This window comes from Butyrivibrio sp. INlla21, assembly GCF_900116875.1.
Classification (GTDB): domain Bacteria; phylum Bacillota; class Clostridia; order Lachnospirales; family Lachnospiraceae; genus Butyrivibrio.
The window spans coordinates 78,968-103,915 of the sequence record NZ_FPCC01000011.1; the positions used below are offsets into that span (position 1 = coordinate 78,968).

Genomic DNA, 24,948 nt, shown 5'->3' on the forward strand with positions numbered 1-24,948 from the left:
TTTGATGTTATAATTAGTTCTTCGTCTCGGCTTTTTGGGGCCTTATACTACTAAAACATCTCGCATCCTGTTTGTGTTGCACGTTTGCAACTTTTTTGTACTTTTGTACTATTATCTAATCTTCCTTCTGTAAAGCAATACGCTTGCTCCGGCAACTGATGCTACGGACGCACCCGCAAGGATGATGAACAAGATTGTTCGCATTGTGTCAGCTACAGGCTTGTGTGTCTTACCTCCAAGTCCGTTGCCTCCTCCAATGCCTTTAACATCGATAGGCTTTGTTGATACCAAAACTCCCGAAATAACTTTTACTTCTTTATTTCCGGCAAAGTCTTCTGCGATCATTGTAATTGTTCTTGTTTCTTCCGACTCATCGAGTGTGAAGCTCATGTCCTCGCCGCTGTCGATTGCGAGCTGATCGTAGTTTCCGACTACTTTTCCGTCTACGTATACCAAAAGGCTTTCAACACCCATGTTGTCATTAACGTCAACATTAAAGCTGTGTGATGTCTCTTCGTATATACCATTTTCTTCGATACCTGCTGCTACTACGCTGGGTGAAGTCATATCTACAGCGAAAGTAACATCCGCATCTCTTGACTTGTTGTCCTGCTTATTGGAAGCTCTGTCCTGAGTACTGATTGATATTGAGTAAACACCGTCTCTTTCAAAGTTGCTTCTTTTTATTGTGTATGTGAATGTCTTCCAGGATTCGTCGTCACCCTGCTTGCTTACTGTGTAATTCTTGCCTTCCTTGAGACTTATAACATCACTGTTATCTCTTGAAACTGATACATTTTTAGCCGTAAGATCGTCGATATTAATCTCTGTGATCTTGACATCCACAGGCTCTTTTACGTAAAACATCTCATTGAGCGCTCTTGTTCCTTCGTCAACAACAAAGACTGAACCGTGTCTGTTTACAGAGAATACAAGTTCTTCTTCTGCTGCGTTTCCGGCCTTGTCATACACATACGCTTTAAGAGTGTACATGTCATCCATTGACTTATCATGAGCAAAATCGCTGTAGTTAACGATGAATCCGTCTTCGGTCGGTGTGATGCTGTTGCCGACACTTATTACACCGTTATTTGCTCCGGTAAGAACGACGTTTGATTTCTCAAGGTCAATGTACTTATCGCCGTACTTTACGCTGGGAGCAACTTCTGCGTTGTTTGCAGATTTATTCTCTACGCCTGAGAAGGTAACCTCAGGTACGGTCTTATCAATAATAAATACATCTGAAATGTAATTCTCTGCTTTATTACCCGCAAGGTCGGTACAGTTGATCACGTAACCGTAAGTTCCGTCCTCATCAAAGGTGATACTTGCTATGTTCTGGTCATCCGATGAGCTGAATCCGCCGGTTGCAGGAAGTGTTCCGCCCTCGCTAAGAGGCTGCGTCGTGATCTCAACGAGCTTGTCGTCAAAAGACATCTCTTTTATATTTACAGATGCTATTCTTGTATCTTTATAGAAGTTGCCGTTCGCAGCTTCTGCGCCGTTATAATTTACCTGTATCTGAGGCGCTGTCTTATCGATAACAAATTCAGGTTCTGATTTTTCTTCTGACTTGTTATGCGCTTTATCCTCACTCTGGCAAGAAAGCTCGTACTGTCCGTCCTTTTCAAAGGTTACCGTACATGTATATGTGAACGGTCCGGACTGAGTCCATCCGCCGATCTCGGCTGTTCCGTATTTCTCCTCTACCTTAAGACCCGCAAGCTCCTCTGAGAATGTGAAGTCGGTAACGGTTACCGTTGCTGTTCTGGTTTCGTTGTAGTACTTCTCGTTCATGGGATCATTCTTGTCAAAAGAGATCTCTACTTCAGGAGTGGTTGCATCAATTGTAAATTTTGCTCCCGTTTTCTCGGAATGATTTCCTGACATATCGTAAGCTTCTACATAAACGTTGTATATGCCATCACCGTCCGTAGTAAATGAGAGTGTATGCTCCTCATCACCAAGATCACCGCTGAAATCATTCATTATTCCCATGTCTGACTCTGCGCCATATTGATCAACTTTCTTCACTTTAACAACTGACTTTTCCTCATCAAGCCACTTGTCATTAATCTTAACCGTCACTCCGACATTAGAATTGTAGAAATTCTCTCCGCCCTCAGAAGGCTCTGACTTGTCATAAGAAATGTCTATTTCAGGAGCAGTGTTGTCGAGAATTAAGTATTTAAAGAAAGCGGTTGTTTCATGGTTGGTTGGATAAGTCGTATCCCTGGCATATGTTTTTACGATGTACTCGCCGTCTTCACTTGTATTAAATTCATAGGTTACCTTATAATCCTGTTCCTCTTCTTGTATTAGTTTAGGTGTAAGATAGGTATACCCATCCTCTATCTCATTTTTCTCAGGTACAAACTTGATAGACTCTTTATCGAGCTGTCTATCTCTAATGGTTACTGTTCCGGAAATCTCACCTGAATAGAATTTAAAATCTCCGGCTTCTCTCTTTTTCCCGCTTGACGAATAGACAATCTGTGGTGCGCCCTTGTCAACGGTAGCCATGCCTTCTACTTGTTGTGAATCATTTGCAGTGTTTCCTGCTGCATCAGAAATGCTATCGACAGTAATCTCATATTCTACCTCTTGTCCTTCTTCTGCTGTTAAAGTCTGACTGAATACAATAAATTCTTCATCACTATTTCTTCTATCTCTCTCATGAATATCTTTTTCAAAAACCTGAGGACTATCATTCTCTGATGTTTTCACAGTATAAACAATCTTGTAGAATCCACTTACATCCTTTCCTTCTGCTTCTCCGTCGCACTTTGCAGGAACTTTGATGAGCATATCCACATCCTCGTTATAGCTGTGGTGGCCATGCTTGTTACTGCCGTCTTGAACTCTATCATCCACCTCAATCTTAATCTCTGCCGAAGGAGCCGTGTTATCAATCCATGCTGTCTTAGAATCAATCTCTATGGGGTCTGTATCTCCGTAAAACAGAACACTTACCTTATATTCTGTTTTACCTTCTTTATTAGTTGGAACCGGGATGTTTTGATCTATCTCAAACTTAGTGTTTTTTAATTCAGACTGCGCTGCTGTATTTCCATCAATACCTGTAACTATAACCGATTGAATCTTTCTTGAAGTGCTTCCGGCAACATTAATCATTAACTGACCATCAATTACTTCTGAATGCCATTCCTCATCCTTTGATTCACCCTTTCCTGTTTGAAGAGATACATCCAGATCATCCATTTCATCTGCTTCGTAATAGCATAATGCTTTCGGAGAAAATTCTGAAAACTCTGCAGTATTACCCGCACGGTCTTCCGCAATGACCTTTTTTATCTTGTAGTTTCCGTGATGATTGGGATTCCAAGTATAGGTATCTTCTGTACCGAGGCTCATCTCAAACAACTCTTCTTCGTCGTCATAATCTGCCACAACATATACAGAATCTATGCCTTTATCATCAGTAGCCTTTGCTGTTACGCTAAGATTTGAACTGCTGGTTGAAAACGCAGTAAGGCCTGTTTCATCGCAAGTGTAAGTAGGGGTTCCTTCTGCTACAGTAACACTTTCAATTACCGGATCAACTTCATCTATCTTTTTAACTGTTATATTAAGTGTATAGTTGTTCTCGCCTTTCTTCAGATCTTCGAAGTGGCACACTATTTTTTCATATTCCGAACTCGGATTATGTTCTACTTCTTTTGCTCCGTCGCATGATACTGAAGAGACTTCATAGTCATCGTCTATATCATAATAGAAGGAAACTCGAGCAGTAACTTTATCATCTTCTTTTTCTACATGAGAAGTAGTGTATGACCCTCCTCCGGGATAATATCTTTCATTATCCTTAGGCTCATACCTTCCCTCAAATAGTTCAAATTTTGATTCATTATTATTGGGATCTGTGATCTCAAAAGAAATGATGACTTCTTCAGGCTCGTTCATGCCAACGTTATCGTTTGAATTCATATTCTTAGCCTGAATATTTTTAGGGAGCAAAATAGAAGGATCTATAGGATTTCCGTTCTCATCAAGAAGAACACCTTCGCCTTCTTCAGCGCCCTCGGGCTTCTCGCCGTCAGCAAGCTGCGCATCGGGATTTTCCTCGTTTGCAGGGTTGCCTTCTGCGGGCAGAGTTTCTTCGTTCTGAACGGGATTATCAGACTTATTGTCAGAATTCACTTCTTTATTATTATCAGGATTATTTACATCGTCGCTGCTCTGATCGTCAGCGCCGTCTTCCTTGTCCGAATCATCATTCTGATCGTTATCTTCTGTGGGCTCCTGCGTGGGCTCTTCATCTACAATTGCGGGCTCCTCGCCGGGTTCACCTGCGCTTACTTGCAGAGAATCAAAATTAGCGATCAATAATGATAAACTTAAGATGATAGGAAGTAGTCTCTTAAGAGCAAGAGACCAAAGGCTAGTCTTTTTCATGCACTTCTCCTCCAACAAATACTATTCGAAAAACTATTACATAACTATTTTTAAACTACCGACTCGTTCCCCTCAAAACTTATCGGTAATTCACATTATAGACACACTTAACAAATATTGCAATAGTTTTTAACAATTTTATTAAAGATTATCAAATATTTTTTTGACCGGTCGTCAGATTGTTAATTTTAGGATTCTTTGGGTCGCGCAAGAAGGTGCATGGTTATGGCAAAAAATAAAGGCTATAGCTGTGAAGTTCAGCTATAACCTTGCCTTTTATTACGGTGTCATTATTATTTGTTGAAATTATCGGGAACATGGGAGAACAGTCCGCCTGATGTAACAGATTGATCTGTATTATCGTCGGTTTTTGTGCTGTTTTCCGTGTTTTCAGTCTTGTCGGATGAAGGCGCCGCCTCATTTTTTTCGTTTTCGGAAACCAAATCTTCTTTTTTAGTTTCTTCCTTTGTCTTAACAGGAATGTCTTCTCCGACCTTTGCTGATTCAGGTCTCGTTGCATAGAGTCTTTTACTCTTATTGGCTTCCTTCTCTTCTTCCGTAGGTTCGGGAATATTCTCGGCCTCACGGTATATCTTCATGAATTCCGCACCTGTGATGGTTTCTTTTTCAATAAGGAACTGTGCAATCTTATCCATTGTATCAAGGTGCTGACTGAGAATTTCTTTTGCCTTGTCATAGGCCTTTGCCAAAATGTTCTTTACTTCTTCATCGATGAGTGTAGCTGTCTCATCACTGCACTGAAGAACTCTGTTTCCATCAAGATATCTGTTCTGGATTGATTCAAGCTGCATAAGTCCGAATCTCTCGCTCATACCGTAGAGTGTGATCATATTTCTGGCAGTGCTTGTTGCATCCTCAATATCCTGCATTGCACCTGTTGTAACGGTATTAAATATAAGTTCCTCTGCAGCACGTCCGCCCATCGCGATAATGATATCATCCATAAGCTCTTCTTTGGTCTTAAGATGATTCTCATCTTCGGGAAGCTGAAGAACATATCCAAGAGATCCTTTTGTTCTGGGAACAATTGTAATCTTCTGAACAGGCTCTGTGTTGTTGAGTACCGCGCTGACAAGAGCGTGACCGACTTCATGGTAGCTGACGCTCTTTCTTTCCTCTTTGCTGAGGATTGAGCTCTTCTTTTCTTTACCTGCAATAACCTGTTCAAAGGCTTCCATGAGGTCTTTCTGGTTAACGCACTCTCTTCCTGCCTTAACTGCGTTGATGGCAGCTTCATTGATCATGTTGGCAAGATCGGAACCTACGGCTCCGCCTGTTGCAAGTGCAAGTTCTTTAAGATCAACGGTCTCATCCATCTTGACGTCTTTGGAATGAACCTTAAGGATCTCTTCTCTACCCTTAAGATCGGGTCTGTCAACGATGATTCTTCTGTCGAAACGTCCGGGTCTAAGGAGCGCTTTATCAAGGATCTCGGGTCTGTTGGTCGCACCCAGGATAAGCACACCCTTGGATGAATCAAATCCGTCCATCTCGGAAAGGAGCTGGTTAAGTGTCTGCTCACGCTCTTCGTTACCGCCGCCGTACTTGCTGTCACGGCTACGTCCGATCGCGTCTATCTCATCTATGAAAATGATGCAAGGTGCATTCTTACTTGCTTCGTTAAAGAGGTCTCTTACACGGCTTGCTCCGACACCGACATAAAGCTCGATGAAATCAGAACCTGCAAGTGAATAGAAAGGAACATGTGCTTCTCCGGCAACAGCCTTGGCAAGAAGTGTCTTACCTGTTCCGGGAGGTCCCACAAGAAGCGCTCCCTTGGGGAGCTTCGCTCCGATCTTGACGTACTTGGAAGGGTTATGAAGGAAATCAACAACCTCTACCAAGGACTCTTTTGCCTCATCCTCACCTGCAACATCCTTGAATGTTACTCCGGTTTCTTTCTGTACGTAAACCTTGGCGTTGCTCTTACCGACGCTGAGCGGTCCGCCGCCTCTTCCCATTCTTCTGAAGATAATGGAAAGTATAAGCCACATAAGAAGGATCGGTACAACATACTGTAATATAACGGAAAGGATTATTCCGGAATTGTCCGGAACTTTGCTGCTGACTTCTACACCGGCCTTCAGCATTCTTTCCGTAAGGACGCTGTCTTCCTCCGCTTTACCTGTGTAGTAGGTAACGGTTGAATTACCTGTCCAATATGAATATCCTGCGCCAAGCTTATCCTCGTCTTTGGATTCCTTGGGATATATGTCTATCTTGTCATAATCAATGACGATCTTCTCCACCTTACCGTCATCAACCATTTGGATGAATTCGCTATAGGTTATTTCTTTGTTGGTATTATCTGAGAATGCCCTGAGGAAATAGGACATGCAGACCATCGTGACAAGAGCTGCCACCAAAAGAAGAATTATGTTCTGTCTTCTCGGTGAATTGGATCCGCCTCCGAGCGGATTGTTATTTCTTTGATTCTGATTATTATCCATTGTATTTATTCCTTATATTAATATGCTATACTATGTATTGTATAGTGTACAATTTGATATTTCAATTGCAGAACCTAAAAGTTTTATTAAATAATTTGGATTAGCATCTAGATTTTCACCCGTTAAATCTATATAATAATAACTTGTTTTTATATATAAATATTGTCTCGTCAAGAAATCAGGAGGAAGTTAAGAAATGGCTGTAAAGTATATTTTTGTGACAGGTGGTGTCGTATCAGGACTCGGTAAGGGAATCACCGCCGCATCACTCGGAAGATTGTTGAAGGCTCGTGGTTACAAGGTGACCATGCAGAAGTTTGACCCCTATATCAACATCGACCCCGGAACGATGAACCCCGTTCAGCACGGTGAGGTTTTCGTAACCGAAGACGGCACTGAAACTGACCTCGACCTTGGTCACTACGAAAGATTTATTGACGAGAATCTTGATAAAAATTCAAACGTTACAACCGGTAAGATTTACTGGTCTGTTCTTCAGAAGGAGCGTCGCGGCGACTATGGCGGACGCACTGTACAGGTTATCCCGCACATTACCAATGAGATAAAGAGTAAGTTCTACAGGAACTTTACAGATGATGAGACGCATATCGCGATCATCGAGGTCGGCGGAACAGTCGGAGATATCGAGAGCCAGCCTTTCCTTGAGGCGATCAGACAGTTCCAGCATGAAGTAGGACGCGAGAATGCAATGCTCATCCTCGTTTCACTTATCCCTTATCTTCGAGTTTCTCAGGAGATCAAGACCAAGCCCACACAGTCAGCTGTTAAGACTATGCAGGGAATGGGTCTTCAGCCCGATGTTATCGTATGTCGTTCCGAGATTGCTCTTGACCAGGATACCAAGGACAAGATTGCTCTTTTCTGTAACGTACCCAGCAATCACGTTCTTCAGAATCTCGATCTTGAGTACCTCTACGAGGCACCTCTTGCTATGGAAAAAGAGCGTTTGGCTCACGTTGCATGTGAATGCCTGAACCTTGATTGTCCCGAGCCCGATCTTACCGATTGGAAGGCAATGGTTGATACTCTTTACTCATTAAGTCATGAGGTTAAGATCGCACTTGTAGGTAAATACACTCAGCTCCACGATGCTTACATCAGTGTTGTTGAAGCTCTTAAGCACGGCGGTATTTCCAATCAGACTGCTGTTGATATTAAGTGGGTAGATTCAGAAGAGGTTACGGAAGAGAATGTTGCTTCCATTCTTTCGGATGTAGACGGTATCCTTGTTCCCGGTGGTTTCGGAGACCGCGGTATCGAGGGTATGATCCACGCCATCAAGTATGCCCGTGAGAACAATGTTCCTTACCTTGGTCTTTGCCTTGGTATGCAGCTTGCTATTATTGAATTTGCCAGAAATGTTATTGGTTACAAGGATGCTCATTCAATTGAGTTTGATCCCAACACAACACATCCTATGATAGCTCTTTTACCCGATCAGAACGGTGTTGAAGATATCGGCGGAACACTTCGTCTCGGTTCATATCCTTGCGTACTCGATAAGGATTCCAAGGCGTTTGAGCTCTTTGGTTCAACTGATATCACAGAGCGTCACCGTCACAGATATGAGGTTAACAACGACTACAGAAACGTACTTGTTTCAAACGGCATGAAGCTTTGCGGTATGTCACCCGACGGAAGGATCGTTGAGATGATCGAGCTTCCTTCCAACGATTTCCATATGGCAACACAGGCTCATCCGGAGCTTAAGTCTCGTCCCAACAGACCTCATCCTCTTTTCTCAGGATTTGTTAAGGCATCTCTTGAGCACGAGAAAAAGCGCTAATTGATTATTGCCTGCACGCCTTCATTCATTGCTGTAATGGCTTCATCGATGCCTGTTTCTTCATTCATAAGCAGATCGTGTTGCTTATTAAGAACCGCTTCGATCTCTGAGGATTTGTCGATCGCAGGCATTTCGAGATATGTGTGACTTGTTACAAGAGCTTCTTTTGAAGCTTCATCATTAGGAAAACCATCCATCCCTGCTATGAGTTCAGCGATTTTTTCGCCTCTCATCGCGGGGATGTTTCCTGTCCGGGCCATTATTTCTGCGCCCTTTTCTCCGCTTACAAATCTGACAAAATCCCAGGCTGCTTCTTTGTTGTCTGCTGCCTTTGGGATTGCGAGCGCGGTTATCGTAGACAGAGTCGAACCGGGCTCAACGCCTTCTGCGTGAGGATACTTCACTATTCCCCAGTTCGCGCACTGTGTATATTCTCCCTCTTTTATCTTATTAATAAGTGTTGATATGAACCAGGAACCCATATTCATCGTCGCAACATTCCCTTGCGCAAATGCCGCGGAATAATGAAGTCCTCTGGTTTTGAGCGTAGCGTAGTCCATGCAAACTTTGTCTTTTTGCTGCGAAAGGACCATCTCGTAATAGGGTTTTGTAAACTCGTAATGACCGTCTACAATAGTGTTTTTTCCGTCAAGAATCCCGTCAAGCTGTACCGTGGATCTCCATGTGTGATAATGAGCACCGTAAATCTGTCTTCCTTCGTAGGTTCCCGCCACCTTCCTGCAAAGCTTGTCGTACTGTTTCCAAGTCATATCGTTGGTCGGATACGGAACTCCGGCAAGGTCAAAAATATCCTTGTTGTAGTAGATTATCCATATATCTGAGCGAAACGGTAGCTCATAAAGCCAACCGTTCATCATAAGCTGATCTGTCACTCCGCTGTAACACGAAAGATCGATCCCGTCTTTTTCAATAAAACTATCCAACGGTTCGAGGACGCCCTTTTTTACAAGGGTCACATAGCCCGGAACGTCTTTTATCGTAACAACATCATAGTCCGCATTTTCTCCGGCAAGCTGAGTTCCTAGAGCAGTGCTGTAATCTGCAGATCCAAGGTCTACCATTTCTATGTTTACTTCGGGATGTTCATCCATAAACGCATCAGCAAGTACTTTATAGCACTCGTTGTTTGAAGCATCCCAAAGTGCCCACTTAAGTGTGATCTTATCTTCCGACTTGTTGTCACTTTCCTGCGCCGTATTATTAAGTTGTTCGGTGCTTTCGTTTGTACCCTTTGCGCCGGTACATCCCGTCATCTCGAGAATTATCAATGTAACAGTAAGCAATAACCCTAAGACTTTGTTTCTCATGTCTTGCCTCCACCCTCTAAGTTCCCCATAAACATGCTGCTTTAGATATCGCTTTTACTTCTTATGTATTCACGCGGGCTGTGTCCATCCACTTTTTTAAAGACTTTTGAAAAATAATAGGCTGATTCAAAACCAAGTGCATCGGCGACTTCGTAGATCTTCATGTCCCCCGAAAGAAGCATCTCTTTTGCCTTTTCAATCTTCTTAGTATATACATATTCGGAAAAGCCGGTCTCCATTGTCTTTTTAAAGAGCACCGACAGATATGCGGGCGAGAGCCCGAATGCTTCCGCAACTTCGTTTAGCTGCACTCTTCCGTTAAGATTATCATCGATGTATTCCTGGATTGTCTGAATGAGCTTATCTTTGCCGGATCTTCTGTTGTTTCCGACTATTATGTCATATCGGCTTATCGGTGTTTCTTCGTCTGCAGAAGAAAGAGCTGTCATCGCCTCATCACAAGATACCGCTATGTCGGTGACCTTCGAAACGGCAGATCCTATTCCGAAGGTCATTGCGCTCTTAAAGTAACCCGACACCATCGTCCTGGCGTTTTCAAGCGCATCTGCGATCTCGTCCATTGTAGTTGAGACATCAGTGTCTTCCGCAAAAAAGAAAACGACAACAAAATGTCTTAGATCAACCGATACCACTCGGCATTGGTTATTATATTTTGAAAGAATCTCTTTTGCCATGTTTAGACTTGAAGTATAAATATCCAAGGTGTCGGTCGAAGCCTCTCCCTGCGCAGCGTCTACCGCTATCTCACCGTAAACAACTGTGTATTTTTTAAATTCCAGATCGACTCCGAGCTCTTTAGCTTCTTTTTTGATATCATCTTCCCCAAGATGAGAGCTGTTAAATATAAGTCTTAAAAGAAACTTCTGCCTGAGGTCGTCGAGCGAAGATGTCGCTCCAACGTCAGCTCTTTTGGGCGCAGGCGCAGAGCCTTCTATTCTCTTTATTGCTTTGGAAAGAGCTGCGTTTAGTGTCTTGGGTGTAAGTTCTATTTTGACAAGATAGTCTACCGCATCTCCCGACAGCGCTTCTCTTACCATGTCGAATTCTTCATATGCGGTAAGGATGATAAATGCCGGAATGTTCCCGAATTTCTCGTATGATTTTTGAAGCAGCTCAAGACCTGTCATGACGGGCATTCTTATATCCGCTATGACAATATCGGGTTTTTCTTTTTCAATTATCTCCCATGCTTCCTTGCCGTTGGACGCCGTCGCGATTATCTCGATGTCATTTGAATGCTCTTTTGAAAGCATTGTTTTAAGTCCTATCTGCACGAGCGGTTCATCGTCCACTATCAGTAATCTGTACATTTATCGCATCTCCTTCGAAACGATAGTTACTTTTTATCCTCTTCGTAGTCCATGGGAAGTACGAATCTCATTGTCGTGTATTCCCCAAGCTTACTGGTTATTTCTATTCCATACTCTTCACCGAAGGTGTACTTGATCCTTTGGTTAACGTTATAGGTTCCCACCTGTTTAAAGAATTCCGTCGAAGTATTGCTCTCGCCGTTTAAGACGGATTTTATGGCTTCTTCACTCATTCCGACTCCGTTGTCGGTCACCTCGATAATGAGCTTATCTTCTTTTTGATAGGTATGGATCACGATCTTTCCCGAAGTTCCCTTGGGCTCTATACCATGAAATATCGCATTCTCAACTATGGGCTGAAGTGAGAATCTATTGATCTTTTTATCTAAAAGAGCTTCATCATCAGTTATGTATTCCAGTGATATCGTTCCGCCGTATCTGTATTTCATGATGGTAAAATAGTCATCTACAAGCGCAAATTCATCCCTTAGTGTAATGAGATTCTCCGTGCCCTTTGCTATGTTTTTCATTAGTCTTGAAAGCGCGGTCGACATGTCTGCGATTCCGTCTGAACCTTGTATTGTCGCCATCCATTTGATGGTATTAAGCGTGTTATAAAGAAAGTGCGGATTGATCTGAGATTGCAGAACTCTGTATTCCAGATCCTGTTTGGCCTTCTCATCGAGGAGTCTTTTTTCCATGAGTGCGGAAACATTGGCGGCGAGATTATTGATTCCCGTTCCTATATCACCAAGCTCATTGTCCCACTCTATCTTTTCATCTCTGGAAAAATCTCCGGCGCCGATCAGATCAAGTCTGTCTACAATCTGTGAAACGGGTCCCGTTATTGTCTTGTGAAGGATGACCGAGAGCAACGCTCCTGCAAGCACAATGATCTGCACGATCATAAAGATCACAAGACCGTAATAATTCATTCTATTTTGGAGCGCTTTCGCTGACGGAAGATAAGATATTTCCCATCCGGAGTTTGGAAGAATATAAGAGATCACATCTCCCTGTTTGTCTGCTCTGACAAGGTTTTCGCCGTCAAATTTAAAAGTGTTTCCTTCGCTAAAGGTGATAAAAAGAGCTTCATCTTCTTCCATGTTAAAGCTCTTAATCTTAGAAGTTAAGCGGCTTACCGGAATATCCATATAGATCCATCCGATCATCTCATATGATGAAGCGCTCTGCACACTCTTTATGATTGGAATAATAAGCTCGTTTCCGCTTTTCATAAGCGGGTTCTGTATCGGACCGATCCATGTATAGCCTTTTCCGTTTAACAGTTCCGAGAAATGTTCGGATTCCATTATCTTGTGGCTTATATCCGCTACACTCTGAGTATCGCCTCCCGATAAGGACTGCAGATACTGATCTCCGCTTGGCGTTGACACAATAACTCTGTTGACGATATCTCTTATTCCTACGATATTGTATTCGTTGTTAAGGTGATCCCATGTTGTGACAGAGAGCCTACGACCGGCCTGTTCGTTGGTATTGTAGTAGTTCTCAACATTTTGAAGATATCCTCCGAGCGTAGTATCCAGACAGATCCAGTTGGTAAAAGTCATTGCCGTTTTGATCTCATCGTCTATCTCGCTTCCGAGGAGCTGTATATTTGTCATGGCGGATTGATGCTGATTACGTTTAAGATAACGAAAAGAAAGGCTGAAACTAGCCGCAGCAACAGCCAGCGCAAGAATCAGCGCGAATCCAAGTGCCCATATAATTATCTTATTTCTAAGTGTATGTTTTTTCGTGCGCATATAAGCATTATAACACGTCAATAGCGAGCTTTACAGCGCCCATGATTCCCTGGTCACCGTTAAGTGATGCGGGAACTATATATGTTTCTATGTTCTCAAGTTCTTTGGTCTTTATATATCCCGAAAGCTGCTCAAGTGTCTTCTTTCTTATAAGTGGAAAGAGCTGTTCCTGGTTCATAACACCGCCCCCGAGTATGATGATCTCAGGGCTTAGCGTAACTATGAAATCGCAGAGTGCCTGTGCTATATAATAACTTTCAAGTTCCCATACTTCTTCCTTGTTCGCCAATTCAATTGCTTTTTTGCCCCAACGATCTTCTATCGCAGGACCCGATGCCATTCCCTCAAAGCAGGTTCCGTGGTAAGGGCATTTTCCTTTATAAGCGTCACCTTCCGCAGGCTGCAGCTTAATATGCCCAAGCTCGGGATGAAGCATTCCGTGAAGGAGCTGTCCGTTTGTCATTACACCGCCGCCTATGCCGGTTCCGATGGTGATGTATAGTGCGTTTTTCTTATCGCGCGCGCATCCCCAGGTTATCTCACCAAGGAGCGAACCGTTTACATCGGTATCAAAACCTATGGGAATATTGAGCTCTTTTTTGAAAGCTCCGACAATATCATAATTTCTCCACTCGAGCTTTGGTGTGGAAGTGATAAAGCCGTAGGTTTTGGATTCTTTATTTAGATCTATAGGCCCAAAGCAAGCTATTCCGAGCGATGCAATGTCTTTTCCTTTAAAAAAATCTACCATTGCCGGAATTGTTTCTTCAGGACTTTTTGTTGGTATCGTAACCCTTTCAAGGATCTCGCCGTTCTCGTTTCCGACAACGCAGATCATCTTGGTTCCGCCCGCTTCTATTCCTCCGTATAACATATGCTTACCCCTTATTGTGTTATTTCTTTATATTATAGCACTTACCTCGGCAAGTGCTCTGCTCAAAAAAACGGCGCCGAGATCTCTCTCGACGCCGTGTATATCTTTATTGTAGCTTCAAACTTCAGATTAAAGCTGAGGGCCTGCAGCAACAAGTGCCTTGCCGTCTGCGTTTCCTTCGTACTTCTTGAAGTTCTTGTTGAATCTCTGTGCAAGATCCTTAGCCTTAGCTTCCCACTCAGAAGCATCAGCGTATGTGTCTCTGGGATCAAGGATTGCAGGATCAACTCCGGGAAGTGATGTAGGAACTTCGAAATCGAAGATCGGGATCTTCTTAGTCTCAGCCTTGTTTACATCACCGTTAAGGATAGCATCGATGATTCCACGAGTATCCTTGATGGAGATTCTCTTGCCTGTTCCGTTCCAACCTGTGTTTACGAGGTAAGCCTTAGCTCCGCTCTTCTGCATCTTCTTAACGAGCTCCTGAGCGTACTTTGTAGGATGAAGCTCAAGGAATGCCTGTCCGAAGCAAGCTGAGAATGTAGGTGTAGGCTCTGTGATTCCTCTCTCTGTTCCTGCAAGCTTAGCTGTGAAGCCTGAAAGGAAGTAGTACTGAGTCTGCTCAGGTGTGAGGATTGATACAGGAGGAAGTACTCCGAAAGCGTCAGCTGAAAGGAAGATAACGTTCTTCGCATCAGGACCTGCAGAGATCTTGTTAACCTTCTGTACGATGTTGTCGATGTGGTTGATAGGATAAGATACACGAGTATTCTCTGTAACGCTCTTATCTTCGAAATCAATCTTACCATCAGCAGCAACAGTTACGTTCTCAAGAAGAGCATCTCTCTTGATAGCGTTGTAGATATCAGGCTCAGACTCCTTATCAAGTCCGATAACCTTAGCATAGCAACCACCTTCGAAGTTGAATACGCCGTTGTCGTCCCAACCGTGCTCGTCATCACCGATGAGGAGTCTCTTAGGATCTGTTGAAAGTGTTGTCTTACCTGTTCCTGAAAGACCGAAGAAGATAGCTGTGTTCTTACCTTCCATATCTGTGTTAGCTGAGCAGTGCATAGAAGCCATGCCCTTAAGAGGAAGATAGTAGTTCATCATTGAGAACATACCCTTCTTCATCTCTCCGCCGTACCATGTGTTGATGATAACCTGCTCACGGCTTGTGATGTTGAATGCTACGCATGTCTCAGAGTTAAGGCCAAGTGCCTTGTAATCGTCAACCTTAGCAAGTGAAGCGTTGTAAACTACGAAGTCAGGCTTGAAGTCTGCAAGCTCTGCATCTGTAGGCTGAATGAACATGTTCTTAATGAAGTGAGCCTGCCAAGCAACCTCTACGATGAAACGAACTGCCATACGAGAATCCTTGTTAGCGCCGCAGAAAGCGTCAACAACGAAAAGTCTCTTGTTGCAAAGCTCGTTCTTAGCGATCTCCTTAACCTTAGCCCATGTCTCTTCTGTCATAGGGTGGTTGTCGTTAGGATACTCTTCTGATGTCCACCAAACAGTGTCCTTAGAATTCTGGTCCATAACGATGTACTTGTCTTTAGGAGAACGTCCTGTGTAGATACCTGTCATAACGTTGACAGCACCAAGCTCTGTGTCCTGACCTTTCTCATAACCTGTAAGCTCAGGCTTCTTCTCCTCTTCATACAACATCTCATATGAAGGATTATGAACTATCTCAGTTGTTCCTGTGATGCCATACTGACTTAAATTGATTTCTGCCATCTGATTCGACCTCTTTTCTTTATAATATTATCTTTGGTATAAAAAACCAAAATTTGCGACCGTTACTTCATTTATACTACAAAGTCAAATTTTTATCAAGCGCATACTCGTTACTTTTCATCAAGTAAAGCCTGATAAATTTCACGTTTTCCGACCCCTCTGTCCGCCGCAACTTTTTTCATTGCATCTTTATGCGAAACACCCGCATCCTCATAGAATTTCATGTGCTCTTCTATGCTCATTTCCTGCCAGGATTTCCTCTTTTCCTCGTCCTGTTCTTCAAGGCTCTTTCCCTCAATGACAAGTACGTACTCCCCTCTCGGGTCGTTTTCCTTGTAAAAAGAGATTGCTCCTTCCAGCGTAGTCGGTGTTATATCTTCAAACTTCTTGGTAAGTTCCCTGCAAAGAGTGATCTTCCTATCTCCCAAAGTCTCGTAAAGGTCATCAAGAGCCGCCTTTAAATGGTGCGGAGCCTCATACAATATGATCGTTCTGCTCTCATCCTTGAGGTCTTCGAGGATTCTTTTCCTTGCTTTCTTATCATCAAGTGAAGGAAGAAAGCCTTCAAAGCAAAATCTCCTTGTAGATAATCCGGAAAGCGTAAGCGCAGTAATACAAGCCGCCGGTCCGGGGAGCGATGTCACCTTGATCCCTGCCTTTTGACACTCTCTTACAAGCACCTCTCCGGGATCCGATATGGCGGGCGTTCCCGCATCCGTTATAAGAGCAACGTTCTGTCCTTGCTGCATCTTTTCTATAAGGAAAAGAGCTTTATCATATTTGTTGTACTCGTGATAACTGGTCATTTCGGTGTGAATATCGAAATGATTGAGGAGTTTAATGCTGTTTCTGGTATCCTCCGCAGCTATCAGGTCAACGTTTTTTAATGTCTCAAGCACCCTAAAGGTCATATCATCGAGATTTCCTATGGGTGTCGCGCATAGATATAACATTCCCTGCATAATTAGTACCCGTATATGTCGTATATTTCCTGTGTGTATTTGCCGGGCGCATCATAAATGATGAGCGGCTTTTCTACCGTAAGTCTTGATCTTCCGCCTCTGGCTCCTTCTATGAGGACCATATTGGGCTCTTTGTCCACATATGGATACACAAGCTTCATTCTCTTTGGCTCAAGCTTGTAATCATGCATCATTACCATGATCTCGGCGAGTCTGAAGGGTCTGTGCACCATGTAGAACTTTCCTCCGGGTTTAAGGCACTTTGCTGCTGCCTTTATCACATCCTCGAGGTCGCAAAGGACTTCATGCCTTGCGATCGCCTTGGGCGCATCGGGATTTTTAAGTCCGTGCCCGCCTATCATGTACGGAGGATTACTCGTAACAACATCAAAGGAGGCAGCCTCAAATAGATGCTCTGCCTCCTTAATATCACCTTGAACTATTTTCACGCGCTCTTGGAGGTCATTTAGGATTACACTGCGATCGGCCATGTCTGCGCTCTCGGGCTGTATCTCAAGTCCTATCAGCTCTTTTGCCTTAGTCTTAGCCGCCATCAGTATCGGGATTATTCCGGTTCCGGTGCCAAGGTCAAGTACTCTGGCTCCTTCCTGTGCCGTCGCAAATCCGGACAAAAGAACTGCATCCATGCCGAAGCAAAATCTCTCCGGATCTTGTATTATCCTATAGTTGTTCCTCTGGAGCTCATCCAGTCTTTCACCGGGTTTTAGATCAATTGTCCCCAAGCTTTGACTTTCCTTCCTGTTTCTCGATCTTCTCAAGCTTCTCGAGCTCTTTCATTTCTTCTTCATCTTGAGAATTTTTCTTATTATTGTTGTTCTTTTTCTTAGGTTTCTTCTTAATATTGGTTATCTCATCGAGCTTGTACTCGTGAACTTCCTTCTCATCGTCGATATCAACAAGGATCTTGATGGTCTGACGAAGAATGTTAACGCTTGATACCTCGCCTTCATATCCGTCGTTGGCTGTACAGATATCGCCTACGCCTGGCATCATACGGTTGAGTTCTTCGTATACGTCCTCTTCGTTCTTGAGGCAGCACATAAGTCTTCCGCAAACACCCGAGATCTTGGTCGGATTAAGTGAAAGGCTCTGCTCCTTGGCCATCTTGATGGATACAGGAACGAAGTCTGCAAGATATGAATGACAACAGAGCGGTCTTCCGCAGATTCCGTAGCCACCGATTATCTTGGTCTCATCTCTTACACCGATCTGTCTGAGCTCAATCCTTGTCTTGAATACAGCCGCAAGGTCTTTTACCAGCTCTCTGAAATCGATCCTGCCGTCGGCAGTAAAGTAAAAGAGGATCTTGTTGTTGTCGAATGTATACTCTGCATCTATGAGTTTCATCTCAAGGTTGTGCTTCTTGATCTTCTCAAGGCAGACCTTAAATGCTTCTTTTTCTTTTTTACGGTTTTCTTTTTCCTGTTCGTCATCCTTGGTGCTGGATGTTCTAAGGACGGTCTTTAAAGGCTTGACCACATCTTCGTCGGGTATTTCCTTGGGCTCTGAAACAACGGTTCCGTATTCTACTCCTCTTGCTGTCTCAACAATTACGTGATCACCTTTTTTGATCAAATATTTTCCGGGTGAAAAGAAATATATCTTTCCGGCAGTTCTGAATCTAACGCCGATTACTCTTGTCATAAATACTCCTTTATGCCGATAAGCATAAGCTCAAGGGCAAGTTCTATATTAACATTGGATTTAATGCGATTTTTCGCAGTCTCCATGATTTTAATAATTTTATCAATATCTTGATAACTACATTTTGATGTAACACTACTAATATACGCTATTTTATCTGTGAAAATCAAGTGTTCCTCGTTGTCCGTAGCCTTGTAGACAAGCATGTCTCTGAACAGAAAGTAGAGTACATCAAGGAAATCTTCGAGGTTTTTGTCATCTATTCCCTTCTTGGAAGTTTTTTCTTCCTCTTCGGAAGGGGCGAGGATAGTTCTGACTCTTTCGAGCATATCATGTATCTCAAGGTGCGGAAGCTTACCGATCAGCTCAATGGTGCTGTTCTTAAGGCTCTCAAATCTCTCATTTGATGCAAGCTCCAGCGCTTTTCCGACGTTTCCTCTTGCAAAAGAAGCGCAAAGCATGGCCTTATAATCCACAACATGGCACTCTTCCATTAGGAACTTCATTATGGTGTCGTCCTGTGCGGGTTTCATAGGTAAAACTATGCATCTGCTTGTGATTGTCGGGAGAAATGCATTGATATTACTTGTAAGAATGATGATAACTATGTATGCGGGCGGCTCTTCAAGCGTCTTAAGAAGCGCATTCTGAGCTGCGACCGTCATTTTTTCTCCCTCGGGAATGATATATATTTTGTATTTGCTTTCGTACGGCTTAATTACCACGTCGTCGCGGAGCTTAAGTCTAATGTCGTCTACACCGATACTTCCGGGCTTTTCATGCGTTATCGTGATAATGTCAGGATGTGAATCGGACATTGCTTTTATACAGGACGGACACTTGTTGCAAGCTTCAATATATCCGTCTTTTTCGGCCCTGTCCTCGCACTGTAGAGCTTTGGCAAAGATTCGTGCGATATACTCTTTTCCCGAATTATTTTCTCCGGAAATTATATACGCATGTGATATCTTGTCTGTCAAAAGCGCATTTTGCATGTGCTCTTTCATCTGAACTTGATCTATGATATCGGCAAAATCCGCCATTTTAGCTCCCTACTCATGTAAAAATATCCAAAAGCAGCCCTTCTATCTGTCCAATCTTGGCAAGGATGCTTATGTTGTCTTTTTCATCTTTAACCAGTTCCTGTGCAAGCGCATCAAGCTCATCATCCACCTGTCTGATGATGCCGTAAACTCTGTGTCTTCCCTTTCTGTCAAGAAAGTTCTCTCTTGAGAATTCGTGTGATCTTGATACTACTTCATTTAAGAAATCTTTGATCAGAAGTCTGTATCTCTGCATATCTTTGATATCGTTTCTCTTGGATATACGTTTTCCCTGCTGAACGATATCCTGCAGCATCAGATTAAGGCGCTCCGCAAGCCCCGTATCTTCGAGCTTACTTGTAAGCACAAATTTAAAATCCCCATTCGCCTCTTTAACCTGCTCGGGCTCCGGGATCTGAGTTGTCGGGCTGATATTATTAACTTTAATATCCATGCTTCGCACCTCGTTACAACTTTACTTCATTTCTCTATATAATATATTTTATCGTATTTCTCGATTTATGTATTCAGTTATTTCTTTTATACAGGTTTCGATGGCTTCGTTGTTCTTAAAGAGCTTACTTACGCCTGCTTCCTTAAGCTTATCTTCGGCAAAATCTTCTTCGTCGGCAAGAAATCTTCTGCACATCTCATCATATCTGGGGTGTTCTTGCTTATCTTCTCTGTGCATAGCTCTTGTAAGACGTATCTTGGCATCCACATCAATAAGAAGCGGTACCACATTTTCTTTTCCGAAATAATCCCTTATGTAGCAGTAGGACTCAAGCGTTCCTATCATCAGATAATTGCCGCCATCAAGGTCTATCCGGCCGTCGTCAACGGTAAAATATCGCCACTCGCCGTAATTGGTATGATAGGTTCTCTCTTCAATTATCTTTCCTGCGTTTTTGAGGTTAAGATATCCGTTCTCATCCTTAAAAAAATACTGAACTCCGTCTTTCTCGCCGTCTCTCATGGGACGAGTTGTATAAGGAATGACTTTATTAAGCTTAAGATCCCCGTTTTTTATGAGCTCTCGGTAAATTGTGTCCTTGCCCGATGTGCTTTTTCCCATCAAAAGAAATATCTTACCCATTAAAGCTCCTCAACACGAATCATATTGGTTCTTCCGGGTATTCCGAGAGGAACTCCGGCTGTAAGTACGACTTTGTCGCCGTCTTTGAGATATCCGTAGCGTTTAGCTGAGCTTACGGCCTCTTTGAAAAGTTCGTCCGCTGTATCTTCCTGTCTGATATGAAGCGGTGTTACGCCCCACATAAGGTTAAGCTGTCTGCATGTAGTCGGATTGATAGTGCATGCGATGATCTGGCAGTTGGGTTTGTACCTTGAAACCATAGCCGCGGTAAATCCTGACATAGTGACTGTAATGATAGCATCTGCATTAAGTTCAGCCGCTATATTACAGGTTGCATGTGAGATCGCAGTCGTTGAATCACCGGGTGCGTAATCTCTTTTTCGAAGTCTTCCAACGTAGTCGATATCGGCCTCTGTACGCTCCGCGATCCTGGCCATTGTCTTAACGGCTTCAACAGGATAATCGCCTGATGCGGTCTCTCCTGAAAGCATTATTGCTGTGGTTCCGTCGTAAATAGCGTTGGCAACGTCTGTAACCTCGGCTCTTGTCGGACGTGGATGATGGATCATAGAATCAAGCATCTGTGTTGCTGTAATAACATATTTTCCTTCAGCCTCTGCCAGCTTGATCATCTCTTTCTGAATAACGGGAACGTCCTCAAAAGGCACCTCAACACCCATATCGCCTCTGGCAACCATGATTCCGTCCGCCACCTTAAGGATTTCCTTGAGATTATTGATTCCCTGAGTACTCTCTATCTTAGCTATAATCTTCATGTGGCTGTTCTTGGCATCAAGGATTTCTCTTATCGCAAGTACATCCGCTGCTGTCCTGACAAAAGAAGCAGCTACAAAATCAAAGCCCTGATCGCAGCCGAACTCGATATCGCCTCTGTCCTGTTCGCTAAGATATGGCATTGTAAGCTCTGCTCCGGGCACATTGACTCCCTTTTTATCGGAAATCGGTCCGCCGTTAACAACAGTGCAAACTATATCTGTATCCGTCACGTCATCAACCGCAAGCTCAATAAGACCATCATCCAAAAGAATTGTCATTCCTTTTTTACAGTCATTAGTGAGCTCTTTGTATGTAATGGAAACCTCGTCCTTGGTTCCCTGTATATCTCTTGAAGTAAGTGTGAATTTCTGACCGGCTTCAAGCTCTTCTTTGCCGTTTGCAAAGTCCTTAAGTCTTATCTCGGGACCTTTTGTATCAAGCATAACAGCAATAGGAAGATCAAGCTCCTCGCGAAGCTTCTTGATCCTGTCATACTTTCTTTTATGCTCTTCATGTGAACCGTGTGAAAAATTAAAACGAGCCACATTCATACCCGCAAGCATTATCTCACGAAGCTTCTCTTCGCTCTCGCTTGAAGGACCAATTGTGCATATAATCTTGGTTTTTCTCATACTTATCCTCTCTAACTAACGTATTACCTTTAAAAATCTACCATAACCTTAACGCCGATTTCGGCGCTCTGTTTTTTATCTATATTTATTATACCTTGAAGATTGAGATTCTTATCATTGCAGTTCTTAATCTCCGAAACAATTTCTTCCGTGAGCACTTCCCCCGGAACAATTATCGGAATTCCCGGTGGATACAAGTTGATAAATTCTGCAGAGATTCTTCCGCATGCCTTATCAATACTTACTACCTCCGACTTTGCATTCCAGGCCTTTGAAAGCTTCATTTTATATGGTGGAATATCACGTATCCTGACAATTTCCGCTATATTAGAATTCTTAAAGAGGTTGCCTGATTTTCCTTCTATATTGCTCTTTTTAACCTCTTCTATCTTTTTATCTATATTTTTTAAGGCTTCTATAAGCCTTTCTATTCCTTCTTTCGTGTCGCTTCCCGTTATAATGGCAAGAGCAGTTCTCGTACCCGCCATTTCAAGCTGTAAAGCATATTCCGTACGAAGTATATCATATATCTGCTGTCCTGTCATTGTGCCGGAAGCGTCTGTAATAAGCACTTTACAGGGGTCATCAATTTCATCAGGACCGGGTAAATTGATATTTTTAAGTGCTGAGGTCTCTTCAGATATATAATTCCTGTAATTTAGGAGCTTATCTATATATTCAGTTCCATTCTTCTCCATTTCTTCCATGCATTGTTCAATTGAAGCCATGAGTATATATGAAGGACTGCTGGACTGATAGATTCTCAGATATCTTTTTACAAGCTCTTTATCAATAAGTTCTCCGTTTATATGAATAAGCGCTGTCTGTGTCATGGAAGGAAGAGTCTTGTGAACGCTGTGGATCACAATATCCGCCCCCTGTGCTACTGCACTTTCGGGAACAGAAGCATAATCTTTGCTTGTTTTTTCGCTTCTATTGATACCAGATGCGCTACCAAAACCAAAATGCGCTCCGTGAGCCGCATCTACAATAAGCGGAATGTTTTTTTCATGGCAGAGCGCCGCAATTTCTGCAATATCGCTGCACTTTCCCTCATATGTAGGGGAAGTGATAAATAATGCCGCAATATCTTTTGGCAGATATGGACGAATGTCCTCAGCAGTGTATGCCTCAGGGATTTCATATTTGGAATTCATCTTGTAAGGAAGATATTTAATATCAAGATTTCTGATATAAGCAGCGTGATATAAGGCTTTATGGCTACCTCTGGCAGCCAGTATCGTTTCTCCCATCGAGGCCGCAGCGGACACAGCACTTAACACTCCACATGTGCTACCGTTTACAAGAAAATACGTCTCTTTGGCGCCATAAAGCTTGTTTGCTCTTCTTTCTGCATCAAGAATAAGACCTGTTTCGTCGTGTAGATTGTCGAATCCATCTATTTCTGTGATATCACAACGAAAAGCACCCTCAAATGGGGTGCTCGTAGTATTTCTCTTATGTCCCGGCATATGGAAAGGATAATTATCACTTTCTGCCAACTTTTTCAGCTCATGATATAAATCATGCATAATTGATTCCGATTTTTCCTTTTCTGATTTTAAGCGTTTCCAAAGTAGAACTATATTTATCGGCAAGGCAGATTACCCAGGCCTCTCTGCATCTTGGCGGCTTAACGGTAAGCGGCCACATATGCTTAGCAATTATATCTTTCTCACGCTCAGTAAGAGGATAGTCTTTTACTGCATTCTTAAGGGCAATTCCGGGATGATAAAAGCCGTGAAGCTTGGGATGAGTATTGACCGGAGCCTCGGCATCATGCCAATCGTACAAGAAATAATCATGCAAAAGAGCTCCTCTTACAAGATCTCTCTCCTTACAGCCAAGGCCGAGTTTTCGGTTGATCCTGATAGAAAGAAGCGCAACATGAATACAATGCTCATATACAGTGACATTCCCATGCTGAATATAGTTCTTAAGAGTATTATATTTCTCACAGGATAATATCTCTTCGCCATACATATGAAGGATACTCCTGTATGTCTCATTTGTTTCAATTTCAGAAAGTAAACTATCTTTAATCATGCCATTATATTATCACATCATGCCAAAAAAAGAATAAAAATCATAAAAAAACTCAGTAAACAATTTGTTCACTGAGCAAGTAATCTGTCCTATAAAATAAAAAAGATGCCTAGAGTCGGAATCGAACCAACGACACGAGGATTTTCAGTCCTCTGCTCTACCAACTGAGCTATCTAGGCATATAGTAGCGGGGACAGGATTTGAACCTATGACCTTCGGGTTATGAGCCCGACGAGCTTCCAGACTGCTCCACCCCGCGTCATTATAAATCCGCACCTCGTACGAATTATTAAATTGGGATTTCCACATCATGTGGTCACCCATAACTCGCACTAAACTCGTAACCTCGTTAAGTGCTCTGCATAAAAATGGATGGCGGTGGATTCGAACCACCGAAGCAATTTGCAGCAGATTTACAGTCTGTCCCCTTTGGCCACTCGGGAAGCCATCCATATAGAGCCGATGAGCGGACTCGAACCGTTAACCTGCTGATTACAAATCAGCTGCTCTGCCAATTGAGCCACATCGGCTTACACTCGAATAGTGTAAGAAGAAAAATGGGACCTACAGGGCTCGAACCTGTGACCCTCTGCTTGTAAGGCAGATGCTCTCCCAGCTGAGCTAAGATCCCGTTCAAATAAAACAAACATTATGAAATTGAGCGACCCGAAGGGGGTTCGAACCCCTGACCTCCGCCGTGACAGGGCGGCGCTCTAACCAGCTGAGCCACCGGGCCATATTAAAGGTTTTTGTACCTTCAAAACCGAACACTGAATATTTCCAGATAATTTCTATACAGGTGAAGTTCTGCTCTCGACTATTTCATAGTCTCGCCAGAACAACACTCGAACTAGATTCGGCCATGCCTCATCAAGTTCTCCTAGTTTGGATAAGCCCTCGACCTATTAGTACACATCAGCTGAACATGTTACCATGCTTACACCTTGTGCCTATCTAACCTCGTACTCTCCAAGGGGTCTTACTGCAT

Annotated in this window: 17 protein-coding genes, 6 tRNA genes and 1 rRNA gene; 1 reads left to right on the top strand and 23 read right to left on the bottom strand. The window is 43.0% G+C overall.

Annotation, left to right across the window (positions count from 1 at the left end; translation table 11 throughout):
* Window positions 1-111: 111 nt before the first annotated feature.
* Entirely contained in the window at window positions 112-4,416 is a 4,305-nt protein-coding gene (locus tag BM377_RS08285) for an Ig-like domain-containing protein (RefSeq protein ID WP_092246581.1), read from the bottom strand.
* A 293-nt stretch (window positions 4,417-4,709) separates the two neighbouring features.
* A complete protein-coding gene (gene ftsH / locus BM377_RS08290) occupies window positions 4,710-6,887 on the bottom strand; it encodes an ATP-dependent zinc metalloprotease FtsH (RefSeq protein WP_092246583.1) in 2,178 nt (725 codons plus the stop codon).
* Window positions 6,888-7,083: 196 nt separating this feature from the next.
* Here ftsH and BM377_RS08295 point away from each other — a divergent pair, with 196 nt between their 5' ends.
* Window positions 7,084-8,694, top strand: a complete 1,611-nt coding sequence (locus BM377_RS08295) for a CTP synthase (RefSeq protein WP_092246585.1) — start codon at window positions 7,084-7,086, stop codon at window positions 8,692-8,694.
* On the opposite strand, the gene BM377_RS08300 is transcribed toward BM377_RS08295, so the two are convergent.
* From BM377_RS08300 to BM377_RS08400, 21 genes are all read right to left on the bottom strand, one after another.
* A complete protein-coding gene (locus tag BM377_RS08300; RefSeq protein ID WP_092246587.1) occupies window positions 8,691-10,022 on the bottom strand; it encodes an ABC transporter substrate-binding protein in 1,332 nt (443 codons plus the stop codon). The two genes, BM377_RS08295 and BM377_RS08300, sit on opposite strands and share 4 nt — an antisense overlap.
* Window positions 10,023-10,063: 41 nt before the next feature.
* Window positions 10,064-11,353, bottom strand: coding sequence for a response regulator (locus BM377_RS08305; RefSeq protein WP_092246589.1), 1,290 nt, complete (start codon window positions 11,351-11,353; stop codon window positions 10,064-10,066).
* 26 nt (window positions 11,354-11,379) lie between these two features.
* On the bottom strand, window positions 11,380-13,122 hold the full coding sequence (locus BM377_RS08310) for a sensor histidine kinase (protein ID WP_143104487.1): 1,743 nt from the start codon (window positions 13,120-13,122) through the stop codon (window positions 11,380-11,382).
* A gap of 7 nt (window positions 13,123-13,129) precedes the next feature.
* The gene (locus BM377_RS08315; RefSeq protein ID WP_092246594.1) at window positions 13,130-13,996 is read right to left on the bottom strand and encodes an ROK family protein; all 867 of its coding nucleotides are present in this window, start codon (window positions 13,994-13,996) and stop codon (window positions 13,130-13,132) included.
* Between the two features lie 129 nt (window positions 13,997-14,125).
* The gene (pckA, locus tag BM377_RS08320) at window positions 14,126-15,739 is read right to left on the bottom strand and encodes a phosphoenolpyruvate carboxykinase (ATP) (protein WP_092246597.1); all 1,614 of its coding nucleotides are present in this window, start codon (window positions 15,737-15,739) and stop codon (window positions 14,126-14,128) included.
* 110 nt (window positions 15,740-15,849) lie between these two features.
* Entirely contained in the window at window positions 15,850-16,701 is an 852-nt protein-coding gene (gene rsmI / locus BM377_RS08325) for a 16S rRNA (cytidine(1402)-2'-O)-methyltransferase (protein ID WP_092246600.1), read from the bottom strand.
* 2 nt (window positions 16,702-16,703) lie between these two features.
* Window positions 16,704-17,444 (bottom strand): tRNA1(Val) (adenine(37)-N6)-methyltransferase, encoded by a 741-nt coding sequence (locus tag BM377_RS08330; RefSeq protein ID WP_330392964.1) that lies wholly within the window; start codon window positions 17,442-17,444, stop codon window positions 16,704-16,706.
* Window positions 17,431-18,366, bottom strand: a complete 936-nt coding sequence (locus tag BM377_RS08335; RefSeq protein ID WP_092246604.1) for a PSP1 domain-containing protein — start codon at window positions 18,364-18,366, stop codon at window positions 17,431-17,433. Before BM377_RS08335 ends, BM377_RS08330 begins: the two co-directional genes overlap by 14 nt.
* Window positions 18,363-19,409, bottom strand: a complete 1,047-nt coding sequence (locus BM377_RS08340; protein ID WP_092246607.1) for a DNA polymerase III subunit — start codon at window positions 19,407-19,409, stop codon at window positions 18,363-18,365. The genes BM377_RS08335 and BM377_RS08340 overlap by 4 nt, the downstream gene beginning before the upstream one ends.
* Before the next feature lie 13 nt (window positions 19,410-19,422).
* Window positions 19,423-19,863 carry a YaaR family protein gene (locus BM377_RS08345; protein WP_092246611.1) on the bottom strand — a complete coding sequence of 147 codons (441 nt, stop codon included), beginning with the start codon at window positions 19,861-19,863 and terminating at the stop codon, window positions 19,423-19,425.
* Between the two features lie 48 nt (window positions 19,864-19,911).
* Entirely contained in the window at window positions 19,912-20,505 is a 594-nt protein-coding gene (locus BM377_RS08350) for a nucleoside/nucleotide kinase family protein (protein ID WP_092246614.1), read from the bottom strand.
* Window positions 20,505-21,914 (bottom strand): pyruvate kinase, encoded by a 1,410-nt coding sequence (gene pyk / locus BM377_RS08355; RefSeq protein WP_092246617.1) that lies wholly within the window; start codon window positions 21,912-21,914, stop codon window positions 20,505-20,507. Before pyk ends, BM377_RS08350 begins: the two co-directional genes overlap by 1 nt.
* A 29-nt stretch (window positions 21,915-21,943) precedes the next feature.
* Entirely contained in the window at window positions 21,944-23,446 is a 1,503-nt protein-coding gene (locus BM377_RS08360) for an aminotransferase class I/II-fold pyridoxal phosphate-dependent enzyme (RefSeq protein ID WP_092246620.1), read from the bottom strand.
* The gene (locus BM377_RS08365) at window positions 23,439-23,897 is read right to left on the bottom strand and encodes an HD domain-containing protein (protein ID WP_242948130.1); all 459 of its coding nucleotides are present in this window, start codon (window positions 23,895-23,897) and stop codon (window positions 23,439-23,441) included. Before BM377_RS08365 ends, BM377_RS08360 begins: the two co-directional genes overlap by 8 nt.
* Before the next feature lie 169 nt (window positions 23,898-24,066).
* Window positions 24,067-24,139 (bottom strand) — tRNA-Phe (locus BM377_RS08370).
* Between the two features lie 6 nt (window positions 24,140-24,145).
* Window positions 24,146-24,219: transfer RNA gene (locus tag BM377_RS08375), tRNA-Met, on the bottom strand.
* Window positions 24,220-24,329: 110 nt separating this feature from the next.
* Window positions 24,330-24,411 (bottom strand) — tRNA-Tyr (locus tag BM377_RS08380).
* 6 nt (window positions 24,412-24,417) lie between these two features.
* A tRNA-Thr gene (locus BM377_RS08385) sits at window positions 24,418-24,490 on the bottom strand.
* A 28-nt stretch (window positions 24,491-24,518) separates the two neighbouring features.
* Window positions 24,519-24,591, bottom strand: a tRNA-Val gene (locus BM377_RS08390).
* A gap of 31 nt (window positions 24,592-24,622) precedes the next feature.
* Window positions 24,623-24,696 (bottom strand) — tRNA-Asp (locus BM377_RS08395).
* Window positions 24,697-24,845: 149 nt separating this feature from the next.
* Window positions 24,846-24,948 (bottom strand): 23S ribosomal RNA (locus tag BM377_RS08400); the annotation flags it as partial.